Genomic DNA, 12,349 nt, shown 5'->3' on the forward strand with positions numbered 1-12,349 from the left:
GCCCGCGCTCCGGGGGAGAGCGGCCGGTGCCCGGCACCGAGGACACGAGCAGACACGAGCACGGAGAGCGCATGAGCACGGAGAGCGAGCAGCAGGACGTGCTGATCGTCACGGGGATGTCCGGAGCGGGCCGGTCCACGGCCGCGAACGCGCTGGAGGACCTCGGCTGGTACGTCGTCGACAACCTGCCGCCGCAGATGCTGCGCCCGCTGGTCGACCTGGCGCAGCGTGCGGGGGACACGCTGCCGAAGATCGCGGCGGTCGTCGACGTCCGCGGACGCGACTTCTTCGAGGACCTCGGCGACATCGTCCGCGAGCTGCGCGCCGGGGTCGACCTCCGAGTGGTGTTCCTCGAGGCCACCGACGCCGCGCTCGTCCGCCGCTTCGAGCAGGTGCGCCGTCCGCACCCGCTGCAGGGCCGGGGGACCCTCCTCGACGGCATCTCCGCCGAGCGGACGCGCCTCGCTCAGCTGCGGGAGTCGGCCGACATCGTCATCGACACCTCGGACCTCAACATCCACCAGCTGGCCACCAGCATCACCGAGCGCTTCGCCGAGGCCGGCCGCGCGGGCCTCCAGGTCACGGTGATGAGCTTCGGCTTCAAGTACGGGCTGCCGACGGACGCCGACATGGTGGCCGACGCGCGGTTCCTGCCGAACCCGTACTGGATCCCGGAGCTGCGTCCACACACGGGTCTCGACGAAGAGGTGAGAGACTACGTGCTGGCCCAGCAGGGCGCCGAGGAGTTCATCGACTCCTACTCCCGGGCCCTGCGCCCCGTGCTCGACGGCTACCAGCGCGAGAACAAGCGCCACGCGACCATCGCGATCGGCTGCACGGGAGGCAAGCACCGCTCCGTCGCGGTCGCGGGCCGTGTCGCGGCCCGTCTGGCCGAGCTGCCGGGCGTCGCCGTCAACGTGGCGCACCGCGACCTCGGCCGAGAATGATCCCCGCGCGCTCAGCCGCGCACCCGACGTAAGGAAGACTCCGTGGCCCTCACCGCAGACGTCAAGGGCGAACTGGTCGCGATCGTCTCGCGCAAGAACACCGTCCGTGCCGCCGAACTGGCGACCATCCTCCGCTTCTCCGGAGGACTGCACATCATCTCCAACCGCCTCGCGGTCGAGGTCGAGCTCGACTCCGCCCCGCTCGCGACCCGCGTGCGCCGCGACCTCGCCGAGCTGTACGGCGTCCGCAGCGAGGGCAGCATCGTCTCGGCCGGCGGATCCCGGAGGACCACGAGCTGGCTGGTGCGCGTCGTCGAGGGCGGGGACACCCTCGCCCGGCAGACCGGCCTCCTCGACCAGCGGGGCCGGCCCGTCCGCGGCCTGCCCAACCGCCTCACGACCGGCTCCCGCGAGGAGCTCGCCGCCCTGTGGCGCGGCGCCTTCCTCGCCCAGGGCTCGCTGACCGACCCGGGCCGCTCCGCGGCGCTCGAGATCATCTGCCCCGGCAACGAGGCGGCCATGGCGATCGTCGGAGCCGCCGGACGCCTGGGAGTCCAGGCCAAGTCCCGCGAGGTGCGCGGCGTCCACCGGGTCGTCATCCGCGACGGCGAGAGCATCAGCGCGATGCTCACCCTGATGGGCGCGACCGCGACCGTCGCGAGCTGGGAGGAGCTGCGCCAGCGCCGCGAGGTGCGGGCGACCGCGAACCGCCTCGTCAACTTCGACGACGCGAACCTCCGCCGCTCCGCCCAGGCCGCCGTCGCGGCGTGCGCCCGCGTCGAGCGCGCGATGGAGATCCTGGGCGACGACATCCCCGAGCACCTCCGCTACGCCGGGCGCCTGCGCCTCGCCCACCGCGACGCGAGCCTCGACGAGCTCGGCCACCACGCCGATCCGCCGATGACGAAGGACGCCGTCGCCGGCCGCATCCGCCGCCTCCTCGCGATGGCCGACAAGCGCGCGTCCGACCTCGACATCCCGGGCACCGACGCGAACCTCCCGGCAGAGCTGCAGGACCTGTAGGCCCGGCCGCACGGCGCGCCCCGCCCGGCGAACGCTGAGTGTCTCCTGGTCGAACAACGCAAGCCCTCCGAACGCGGAGGGGCCCCCTCGCTAGACTGACCGGGTCGCTCAGGACACTCCCGGCCCTCCTCCTCCGCCTCGCGGAGGACGCCGAGACGCCGGCGGGTCGCACGGGAGCGACGACCACGAACAGGAGATCGCACATGGCTGACTACACGCTCGCCGAACTGCCCTACGACTACTCGGCCCTCGAGCCGAACATCAGTGGGCGGATCATGGAGCTCCACCACGACAAGCACCACGCGACGTACGTGGCCGGGGCGAACACCGCCCTCGCCTCGCTGCAGGAGGCTCGCGACAGCGAGAACCTCGCGAACGTGAACAAGCTCCAGAAGGACCTCGCCTTCAACCTCGCCGGTCACGTGAACCACACCGTGTTCTGGAACAACCTCTCGCCGGACGGCGGCGACAAGCCCGTCGGCGAGCTCGCCGCGGCCATCGACGACAACTTCGGGTCGTTCGACAAGTTCCGCGCCCACTTCACCGCCTCGGCCCTCGGCATCCAGGGCTCCGGCTGGTCGATCCTCGCCTGGGACTCGCTCGGCGAGAAGCTCATCATCGAGCAGCTCTACGACCACCAGGGCAACCTCGCCGCGGCGACCGTCCCGGTCCTCCTCCTCGACATGTGGGAGCACGCCTTCTACCTCGACTACGTCAACGTGAAGGCCGACTACGTCAAGGCGTTCTGGAACATCGTGAACTGGGCCGACGTCTCCGCGCGCTTCGAGAAGGCCCGCGAGAAGACTTCGGGCCTGCTGCTACTGTCGTAGCGATCTCGGCGTCCCGGGCCCCGCGTCCGGGACGCCCTGTCGTCGGCTTCCACCCCTCCACTGCACCGTCGAGGTGCCTTTCCTCACCAGGAGATATCTGTGTCCGTCAAGATCGGCATCAACGGCTTCGGCCGTATCGGCCGTAACTTCTTCCGTGCAGCCCTCGCCAAGGGCAGCGACCTCGAGATCGTCGCGGTCAACGACCTCACCGACAACAAGGCCCTCGCGCACCTCCTGAAGTACGACTCCATCACGGGCCGCCTCGACGCGACCGTCGAGCTCGACGGCGACCGCATCGTCGTCAACGGCAAGCCGATCATCGTCCTCGAGGAGCGCGACCCCGCGAACCTCCCCTGGGGCGAGCTGGGAGTCGACGTCGTCATCGAGTCGACCGGCCGCTTCACCAAGTCGGAGGACGCGCGCAAGCACATCACCGCGGGTGCCAAGAAGGTCATCGTCTCCGCTCCCGCCACCGGCAGCGACGTCGCGACCCTGGTCCTCGGCGTGAACGAGAACACCTACGACCCCGCGACGCACGACATCATCTCGAACGCGTCCTGCACCACGAACTGCCTCGCGCCGCTCGCCAAGGTGCTGCTCGACAACTTCGGCATCGAGCGCGGCCTGATGACCACGGTCCACGCCTACACCGCCGACCAGAACCTCCAGGACGGCCCGCACAGCGACCTGCGTCGCGCCCGCGCCGCCGCCGTCAACATCATCCCGACCTCGACCGGTGCCGCCAAGGCGCTCGGCCTGGTCATCCCGGAGCTCGTCGGCAAGCTCGACGGCTACGCCCTCCGCGTCCCGGTCCCGACCGGCTCGATCACCGACCTCACCGTCGAGCTGACCAAGCCCGCCACCGTCGAGGAGATCAACGCGGCGTACAAGGCGGCCTCCGAGGGAGACCTCAAGGGCATCCTCAAGTACACCGAGGACCCGATCGTCTCGAGCGACATCGTGACCGACCCGCACTCGTCGATCTTCGACGCGGGCCTCACGAAGGTCATCGGCAGCCAGGTCAAGGTCGCCTCCTGGTACGACAACGAGTGGGGCTACTCCAACCGCCTCGTCGACGTCACCGAGTTCGTCGCCGGCAAGCTCTAAGGGCTGCGCGCAGTGACGTTCCGCACTCTGGACTCACTGGGCTCCCTCGCAGGCAAGCGCGTCGTCGTCCGCTGCGATCTGAACGTCCCCCTGAAGGACGGAACGATCACGGACGACGGCCGCGTGCGCGCGTCGGTGCCCACGCTCCAGCGTCTGGTCTCCGAGGGCGCCCGAGTCGTGGTCGTGAGCCACCTCGGGCGCCCCGAGGGGAAGCCCGAGGCGAAGTACAGCCTCGCTCCCGTCGCCGCCCGCCTCGGCGAGCTGCTCGACGCTCCGGTGGCCTTCGCCGAGGACACCGTCGGGGAGGCGGCCTCGGCCGCCGTCGACGCCCTCGAGGACGGCCAGGTCGTCGTCCTCGAGAACCTCCGGTTCAACGCCGGCGAGACGAGCAAGGACGAGGCCGAGCGCCGCACCTTCGCCGAGAAGCTGGCCGCCTACGGTGACGCCTTCGTCTCCGACGGGTTCGGCGTCGTGCACCGCAAGCAGGCGAGCGTCTACGAGCTCGCCGAGCTTCTCCCCAGCGCCGCCGGCACGCTGATCGCGGCCGAGCTCGAGGTGCTGGAGCGGCTCACCGAGAAGCCCGAGCGCCCCTACGCGGTCGTCCTCGGCGGCTCGAAGGTCTCGGACAAGCTCGGCGTGATCGAGCACCTGCTGCCGAAGGTCAACTCGATCCTCATCGGCGGCGGAATGCTCTTCACCTTCCTCAAGGCCCAGGGCCACGAGGTCGGCGCCAGCCTGCTGGAGGCCGACCAGGTCGACACCGTGCTCGGCTACCTCGCGAAGGCGAAGGAGCTGGGTGTGGAGATCGTCCTGCCGACGGACGTCGTCGTGGCGTCGGAGTTCGGCCCCGACGCCGAGCACCAGGTCGCCTCGGCCGACGCGATCGAGGGCACGCCCTTCGGTGAGAAGGGCCTCGGCCTGGACATCGGACCGGACACCGCCGCGCACTTCGCCGAGATCATCGCGGCGTCCAGGACGGTGTTCTGGAACGGCCCCATGGGCGTCTTCGAGCTCGAGCCGTTCGCGGCGGGTACCAAGACCGTCGCGCAGGCGCTCACCGAGGTCGACGGTCTCAGCGTCGTCGGCGGAGGCGACTCCGCCGCGGCCGTCCGCGCCCTCGGGTTCCGCGACGACCAGTTCGGCCACATCTCGACGGGAGGCGGAGCGAGCCTCGAATTCCTCGAGGGCAAGCGCCTCCCCGGACTGGAGGTCCTCGGATGGTAGACACCACCGCCCGCACCCCGCTCATCGCCGGCAACTGGAAGATGAACCTGGACCACCTCCAGGCCATCGCCTTCGTGCAGAAGCTGGCGTGGAGCCTCAAGGACGCCGATCACGACTTCGACGGCGTCGAGGTCGCGGTGTTCCCGCCCTTCACGGACCTCCGGCCCGTGCAGATCCTCGTCGACTCGGACAAGCTGCCGCTCAAGTACGGCGCGCAGGACGTCTCGAAGTTCGACAGCGGCGCCTACACCGGTGAGATCTCGGGTCAGTTCCTGAAGCAGCTCGACTGCGACTACGTGATCGTCGGCCACTCGGAGCGTCGCACGCTCCACGGCGAGACGGACGCGGACATCGCCGCCAAGTCGGCTGCGGCCGTCAATCACGGCGTCGCTCCGATCATCTGCGTCGGCGAGACCGCGGAGGACCTCGAGAAGCACGGCCCGTCGGCCGTGCCGGTCGCCCAGCTGAAGGAGGCCCTCACCGGCCTCCCCGCGGACGCCGACCTCGTCGTCGCCTACGAGCCGGTCTGGGCCATCGGCTCCGGACAGGCCGCGACGCCCGAGCAGGCCCAGCAGGTCTGCAAGGCGCTCCGCGGTGTCGTCGCCGACGTCCTCGGCGCCGACACCGCCGCGAAGACCCGCATCCTCTACGGCGGCTCCGTGAAGTCCGGCAACATCGCCGGCTTCATGCGCGAGCCCGACGTCGACGGAGCACTCGTCGGAGGCGCCAGCCTCCAGGTCGACGAGTTCGCGGCGATCGCACGATTCCGGAACCACGTCGGGGTCTGAGCTGCTGCGACGAGAGGGCGGGCCCATCGGGCCCGCCCTTTCGTCGTCCACGCCGCTCCCCGCGCGGCGTGGCGCGGTCGGCTTCGCGACGGGGCGCGGTTCCGAGAGCGGGATGCGTTCGGCTACGGCGATCCGCTCGGACGCGGATCGCCGGTTCGCCTCGCTGTCGTCCACGCCGCTCCCTGCGCGGCGTGGCGCGGTCGGCTTCGCGACGGGGCGCGGTTCCGGGAGCGGGATGCGTCCGGCTACGTCGATCCGCTGGAACGCGGATCACCGGTTCGCCTCGGAAGATCCCACACCGGCTTCGCGCGTTGGCCGGTCCGGGGCTGTCGGCTCGTTGCGGGGTGTCGTCCGAGAGCGTGGCGCGTTCGGCTCGATCGGTCCGCTGGTACGTGGATCACAGGCTCGCGGTCCGGCGACTGGAGAGGTTGTCGAGGGCACCGCGACGAGGCCACCCGCTCCGCCCCTCGACGGACACTCGTATACATCGCCCCGAACACGGGACGACGCATTCCTCGCGGATTCGCAGGCGCCGTTATACTCGTCGGGGCGCGCAACGCGCCAGAACTTCGAAAGGTACCGCGTGGACATCCTCCAGGTCGTGCTCCAGGTCATCCTGGGCATCACGAGCCTCCTGCTCACCATGCTGATCCTGCTCCACAAGGGGCGCGGCGGCGGTCTGTCCGACATGTTCGGGGGCGGAGTCACCTCCAACCTCGGCGCGTCGGGCGTCGCCGAGCGCAACTTGAACCGCATCACCGTGATCCTGGGCGTCGTCTGGCTGGCCTGCATCGTGGTGCTCGGACTCATCACCAAGTTCACCACCGGAGCATAGGGGTACTCGCAATGGCATCAGGCGGCAGTGCAATCCGCGGTTCGCGCGTCGGCGCAGGACCCATGGGCGAGCAGGACCGGGGCTTCCACGCGGAGCGCGTCGCGGTCTCCTACTGGGACGCTCTCGGCAACGAGACGGTGCGCCACTTCTCGGCGGCCCTCCCCGAGGACGAGATCCCCGAGGTGATCGACTCCCCGCAGTCCGGTCTCCCCGCGGGCCGCGACCGGGCGAACCCGCCCCAGGTCGCGAAGACCGAGCCCTACAAGACGCACCTCGCTTACGTGAAGGAGCGCCGCACCGAGGCCGAGGCGGCTCAGCTCCTCGAGGAGGCGCTGCAGCAGCTGCGCGCCCGACGAGGCACCGCGACCCCGTCCTGATCCTCACCGCACGACGAACGACGGAAGGCCCGCCCCCTCAGGGGACGGGCCTTCCGTCGTTTCCGGACCGGGCTCAGTAGCTCGGAGCGATGAGCGACTCGGGGACCTCGGCCGCTGCCTCCTGGTCGACGAAGAACACCGTGCGCTTGCGACCGAACGCGCCCGACGCGGGCACCTCGTTCGTGCTGGCACCCGCGAGCGCGAGGCCCAGGGCCGAGGCCTTGTCGGCGCCGGCGAGCACCATCCAGATGCGGTCCGACTGGTTGATCAGCGGCAGCGTGAGGGTGAGGCGCTCGGGCGGCGGCTTCGGAGAGTTGCGGACGGCGAGGACGCCGGGCGTCGTGGAGCGGATCGCGGAGCGCTCGGGGAACAGCGACGCGATGTGCCCGTCCGGCCCGACGCCGAGGAAGGTGATGTCGAAGCGCGGGTAGTCGCGCCCCTCGGAGGCGTGCTCGCGCAGCTCCGCGTCGTAGGCAGCGGCGGCGCCGTCGAGGTCCAGGCTCTCGTCCGAGGCCGGGTAGGAGTGCACGTTCGCCGCCGGCACATCGAGGACGCTGAAGAGGTCCCCGGCCTGGACGTCGTTGCGGTCCTCGTGGCCGCGGGGCACCCAGCGCTCGTCGCCCCACCAGAAGTGCACGCGCGACCAGTCCACGTTGCCGGCGGCGGAGGAGGAGCCGATCTCCTTGAGCGTGGCGGCTCCCATCGTCCCTCCGGTGAGCACGACGTTCGCCGAACCCAGGTCGTCGAGGACGTCGATCGTCTTAGTGAGGAACCGGGCGGCGACCGAGCCGGCGAGGGTCTGCTTGTCGCGGTGGACCAGCACGCGGCGTTCGGTGGTCATCTCAGGGGACTCCTTCGGGTTCGGGTGCCGATCGGCGGGGTTCGGCTCCGTGTCGGGAAGCTCTGAGGTGCGGGCGCCCTGGACGGGCGCCCACACCTCAGGAGGCGCTGCGGGCCTCGGCCTTCTCAGTGAGCATGTCGACCCCGCGCGAGATCACTTCACCGTACAGGTCATCCGGGTCGAGCCGGCGCAGCTCCTCCGCCAGGCAGTCCCGGAGGCTGCGGCGGGGGAGCGAGATGTCGTGGACCGGCTGATCGGGCTGCGTGAGCGTCGCGACGTTGGGCACCGAGCGCTCGAGCTCGATCACTCCGGAGTCGCGGATGAGCCGGACGCCGTGGATCCCGCTGGACCCGGTCGCGCTGATCGTGAGCTCGTGGTCGACGGGGATGTCGAGCTCGAGCTGCAGCCAGGCGGCGAGCAGGATCGTGGAGGGGGAGTCGGGCGCGCCCGAGACCTCGACGGCCGTGATCGGCTCGTAGGGCGGCTGGTCGAGCACGGCGGCGAGCTGCGCGCGCCAGAGGGTGAGGCGGGTCCAGGCGAAGTCGGTGTCGCCGGGGGCGTAGGTGGACGCGAGGTGGTGCAGCGCTTCCGCCGGGTTCGACTGGGCCGACGCGTCGGTGATCCGCCGAGTGGCGATCCGGCCGATCGGGGACGCGGAGGCGTTGTCCGGAGCGCTGTTCGGCCACCAGGCCACGACGGGGGCGTCGGGGAGGAGCAGGCCCGTGACCAGGCTCTCCTCGTCCTCGGCCGCGTCTCCGTAGGGACGGAGCACGACGACCTCGCTCGCGCCGGCGTCGCCTCCGACCCGGATCTGCGCGTCGACCCGCGCCGTCGCGTCGACCGGGACCGTGGTGGTGCCGTCGTCCTTCGAGACCACGATGACGCGCATCGGGTGCTCGCGGGACGCGTCGTTCGCGGCCTCGATGGCCTCCTCCTCGTGACCCCGCGAGGTCGCGATGATGAGGGTGAGGACGCGGCCGAGGGCGACGGCGCCGCCCTCCTCGCGGATCTTGACGAGGGTCTTCGAGACCTCGCTCGTCGTGGTGTCGGGCAGATCGACGATCATGGACGCCTCCAGGTGCGGCCGTCGCGGGCGAGGAGCTCGTCGGCGGAATCGGGGCCCCAGGTTCCGGGGCGGTACTGCTCGGGCTGGCCCTGCGTGGCCCAGAACTCCTCGATCGGGTCGAGGATCTTCCAGGACAGCTCGACCTCCTCGTGCCGGGGGAAGAGCGGCGGCTCGCCCAGGAGGACGTCGAGGATGAGGCGCTCGTAGGCCTCGGGGCTCGCCTCGGTGAACGCGTGGCCGTAGCCGAAGTCCATCGTCACGTCGCGCACCTGCATGCCGGCGCCGGGCACCTTCGAGCCGAAGCGCATGGTGACGCCCTCGTCGGGCTGGACCCGGATGACGAGCGCGTTCTGGCCCAGCGACGTGGTCTGGCTCTCGGCGAAGAGCTGCTTCGGTGCCCGCTTGAACACGACCGCGATCTCGGTGACGCGGCGGCCGAGGCGCTTGCCGGCCCGCAGGTAGAACGGCACGCCGGCCCAGCGTCGGGTGCCGATGTCCAGGCGCATGGCGGCGTAGGTCTCGGTGGTCGAGGTGGGGCTCATGCCGTCCTCCTCGAGGAAGCCGAGCACCTTCTCGCCGCCCTGCCAGCCGCCGGCGTACTGTCCGCGGGCGGTAGAAGTGGAGAGGTCGGCGGGGAGGCGGACGGCCGCGAGGACCTTCTCCTTCTCCGCACGGAGGTCGGCCGCGTCGAACGAGATCGGCTCCTCCATGGCGGTCAGGGCGAGCAGCTGCAGCAGGTGGTTCTGGATGACGTCGCGCGCCGCTCCGATGCCGTCGTAGTAGCCCGCGCGCCCGCCCACGCCGATGTCCTCGGCCATGGTGATCTGCACGTGGTCGACGTAGTTCGAGTTCCAGAGCGGCTCGTACATCATGTTGGCGAAGCGGAGGGCCAGGATGTTCTGGACCGTCTCCTTGCCGAGGTAGTGGTCGATCCGGAAGACGGAGTCGGGCGGGAAGACCGACTCGACGACGTCGTTCAGCTCGCGGGCCGTCTTCAGGTCGCTGCCGAACGGCTTCTCGATGACGACGCGGCGCCACTGGCCGTCCTTCTGCTCGGCGAGGCCGGAGCTGCGCAGCTGCTCGGTGACCTGCGGGAAGGACTTCGGGGGGATCGAGAGGTAGAAGGCGAAGTTGCCGTTCGTGCCGCGCTCGCGGTCGAGGTCGTCGACGGTCGTCTTCAGGCGGGCGAACGCCTCGGGGTCGTCGAACTCGCCCTGCACGAACCGGATGCCCTGCGCGAGCTGCGCCCAGACCTCCTCGTGGAACTCGGTGCGGGCGTGCTTCTTCACGGAGTCGTGGACGACCTGCTCGAAGTCCTGGTCGTCCCAGTCGCGCCGGGCGAATCCGACGAGGGCGAAGCCGGGAGGCAGGAGGCCGCGGTTGGCGAGGTCGTAGACCGCGGGCATGAGCTTCTTGCGGGAGAGGTCGCCGGTCACGCCGAAGATGACGAGGCCGCTGGGCCCGGCGATCCGGTTCAACCGGCGGTCGAAGCTCAACCTCAGCGGGTTGAACTCGGGGGTGATGTCCACAGACATGTGCAGTGTCCTTCTGTGTGCCGGTGGGACCGGCGCACTGCTATCGGTGAGGGAGGGGGAGGAGCGGGCGGGCCCGGCTGCTGCCCCGGGAAGTGGTCGCGGGACGACCGCGGGCACGCCGCCGCGCGCTCGAGAGCGCAGCGGCGGCGTGCCCGTCGGATCAGGTGTTGAGGGCCTCGAAGAGCGCCTCGAGGTCGGCCTCGGGGTCGGTCAGCGTGAGGGTCAGCACCGGCCGGCCGTGCTCGGCGAGCACGCTCGCGTCGCCGGCGGCCTGCGCCAGGATGAGCTGGCCGAAGGTGAACGGGCTGTCCGGGATCTCGAGGTCCACGTCGGAGCGCTCGGTGATCTGGAGGAACACGCCGGTCGGCGCCCCGCCCTTGTGGTACTGCCCGGTCGAGTGCAGGAAGCGCGGGCCCCACCCGAAGGTGACGGGGCGCTGGGCCTGCGCGGCGAGGAGGTCGCGCACGCCCTCGAGCTGCGGGAGCGCGAGGCGGTCGACGTACGCCTGGATCGAGACGTAGCCGCCGTCGCCCAGCTGCGCGAGGAGGCGGTCGACAGCGGCGGCGACGGTCGAGACGCCCTCGGTGACGCTGCTGCTGCCGGTGACCTCGATGCCCGCGTCGGTGAACGCGGGCGCCTCGGGCTCGGGGCGCTTCTCGAGCAGGGCCCGGGTCGCGACCTTCGCCGACTCGACGTCGGGCTGGTCGAACGGGTTGATGCCCAGGAGGCGACCCGCGACGGCGACGCCGTACTCCCACGTCAGCATCTGAGCGCCGAGCGAGCCGGAGAGGAGGATCTCGCCCTCGTGGCGGTCGCGCGGGAACAGGTGCAGCGCCGTGGCGTCCTCGACCAGGCGGACGACCTGCACGTCGGGCAGGTCCTCCGAGAGCTCGGGGGCCAGCGTGCCGAGGACGACGGGGAGGATGCCCGTGCCGTCCTTGCCGGTGGACTCGGCGATGAGCTGCTCCGCCCAGTCGGCGAAGCCGACGATGTCGGTCCCGTCGGCGACGATCGCGAGCTTGTCGCGGCGCGGGCTGGTCGCGGCGATCGCCGCTCCGAGGATCAGGCCCGGGTTCTCGGGGGAGTCCACGGCGAGCCCGAGGGAGGCCTCGGCCGCCTCGTCGAGGAGGGCCTCGATGTCGGCGCCGGCGAGCCCGGACGGCACGAGGCCGAACGCGGAGAGCGCCGAGAAGCGCCCGCCGATGTTCGGGTCGGCGTTGAACACGCGGTAGCCGGCCTCGCGGGAGGAGGTGTCCAGGGGCGAGCCCGGGTCGGTCACGATGACGATGCGGTCGAGCGGATCGATGCCCGCCTCCGTGAACGCCTTCTCGTAGGCCTTCTTCTGGCTCGCGGTCTCGACGGTCGAGCCGGACTTCGAGGAGATGACGACCGCGGTCGACGCGAGCCGGTCGTTCAGGGCCGCGAGCACCTGGCCGGGCGCCGTCGAGTCGAGCACGGTGAGCTCGACGCCGGCGGTGCGGGTGATGACCTCGGGCGCGAGCGAGGAGCCGCCCATGCCGCCGAGGACGATGCGGTCGACGCCCTTGGCCTGGAACTCCTCGCGCAGGGCGAGGATCTGGGGGATCAGGGGGCGGGAGACGGTGGTCGACTCGGTCCACCCGAGGCGCTTGGCCGCCTCCTCCTCCGCCGCGGCGCCCCACAGGGTGGGGACCTGGGCGGTGATGCCGGAGGCGACCTCGTCGGCGACGAGCTCCGGGACGACGCGGTCGACGGCCTTCTCGGCGTCTCCGCTGACGTGGATCTGGATGGCCATGA

General features: G+C 71.0%; 12 protein-coding genes. 8 read left to right on the forward strand and 4 right to left on the reverse strand.

The genetic code is table 11. The features are described from left to right. Nucleotides 1-71 precede the first annotated feature (71 nt). The 8 genes from rapZ (at nucleotide 72) to C5C53_RS08535 (ending at nucleotide 7,131) form a co-directional block, all read left to right on the forward strand. A complete protein-coding gene (gene rapZ, locus C5C53_RS08500) occupies nucleotides 72-947 on the forward strand; it encodes an RNase adapter RapZ (RefSeq protein WP_097166020.1) in 876 nt (291 codons plus the stop codon). Between the two features lie 42 nt (nucleotides 948-989). After that, nucleotides 990-1,970 (forward strand): DNA-binding protein WhiA, encoded by a 981-nt coding sequence (gene whiA / locus C5C53_RS08505; RefSeq protein WP_104221905.1) that lies wholly within the window; start codon nucleotides 990-992, stop codon nucleotides 1,968-1,970. 203 nt (nucleotides 1,971-2,173) lie between these two features. Then, the gene (locus C5C53_RS08510; protein ID WP_104221907.1) at nucleotides 2,174-2,800 is read left to right on the forward strand and encodes a superoxide dismutase; all 627 of its coding nucleotides are present in this window, start codon (nucleotides 2,174-2,176) and stop codon (nucleotides 2,798-2,800) included. A gap of 99 nt (nucleotides 2,801-2,899) precedes the next feature. Beyond that, nucleotides 2,900-3,907 carry a type I glyceraldehyde-3-phosphate dehydrogenase gene (gene gap, locus C5C53_RS08515; protein WP_104221909.1) on the forward strand — a complete coding sequence of 336 codons (1,008 nt, stop codon included), beginning with the start codon at nucleotides 2,900-2,902 and terminating at the stop codon, nucleotides 3,905-3,907. A 12-nt stretch (nucleotides 3,908-3,919) separates the two neighbouring features. Continuing rightward, complete coding sequence (locus C5C53_RS08520; protein ID WP_104267317.1) at nucleotides 3,920-5,131, forward strand: phosphoglycerate kinase; 1,212 nt, start codon at nucleotides 3,920-3,922, stop codon at nucleotides 5,129-5,131. After that, nucleotides 5,125-5,919, forward strand: coding sequence for a triose-phosphate isomerase (gene tpiA, locus C5C53_RS08525; RefSeq protein WP_104267318.1), 795 nt, complete (start codon nucleotides 5,125-5,127; stop codon nucleotides 5,917-5,919). The genes C5C53_RS08520 and tpiA overlap by 7 nt, the downstream gene beginning before the upstream one ends. 583 nt (nucleotides 5,920-6,502) lie before the next feature. After that, the gene (gene secG, locus C5C53_RS08530) at nucleotides 6,503-6,754 is read left to right on the forward strand and encodes a preprotein translocase subunit SecG (protein ID WP_104221915.1); all 252 of its coding nucleotides are present in this window, start codon (nucleotides 6,503-6,505) and stop codon (nucleotides 6,752-6,754) included. 11 nt (nucleotides 6,755-6,765) lie between these two features. After that, a complete protein-coding gene (locus C5C53_RS08535; RefSeq protein WP_055791968.1) occupies nucleotides 6,766-7,131 on the forward strand; it encodes an RNA polymerase-binding protein RbpA in 366 nt (121 codons plus the stop codon). A gap of 73 nt (nucleotides 7,132-7,204) precedes the next feature. Here the strand turns inward: C5C53_RS08535 and pgl are convergent, their stop codons facing one another. The 4 genes from pgl to C5C53_RS08555 form a co-directional block, all read right to left on the reverse strand. Continuing rightward, entirely contained in the window at nucleotides 7,205-7,972 is a 768-nt protein-coding gene (gene pgl / locus C5C53_RS08540; protein ID WP_104267319.1) for a 6-phosphogluconolactonase, read from the reverse strand. A gap of 97 nt (nucleotides 7,973-8,069) precedes the next feature. Further along, nucleotides 8,070-9,038: a glucose-6-phosphate dehydrogenase assembly protein OpcA gene (locus C5C53_RS08545; protein ID WP_104232638.1), complete on the reverse strand. Its 969-nt coding sequence runs from the start codon at nucleotides 9,036-9,038 to the stop codon at nucleotides 8,070-8,072. Next, entirely contained in the window at nucleotides 9,035-10,573 is a 1,539-nt protein-coding gene (zwf, locus tag C5C53_RS08550) for a glucose-6-phosphate dehydrogenase (RefSeq protein ID WP_104225293.1), read from the reverse strand. Before zwf ends, C5C53_RS08545 begins: the two co-directional genes overlap by 4 nt. A 160-nt stretch (nucleotides 10,574-10,733) precedes the next feature. Continuing rightward, complete coding sequence (locus C5C53_RS08555; protein ID WP_104267320.1) at nucleotides 10,734-12,347, reverse strand: glucose-6-phosphate isomerase; 1,614 nt, start codon at nucleotides 12,345-12,347, stop codon at nucleotides 10,734-10,736. Nucleotides 12,348-12,349: the final 2 nt, after the last annotated feature.

Source organism: Rathayibacter sp. AY1E3, from assembly GCF_002932235.1.
Classification (GTDB): domain Bacteria; phylum Actinomycetota; class Actinomycetes; order Actinomycetales; family Microbacteriaceae; genus Rathayibacter.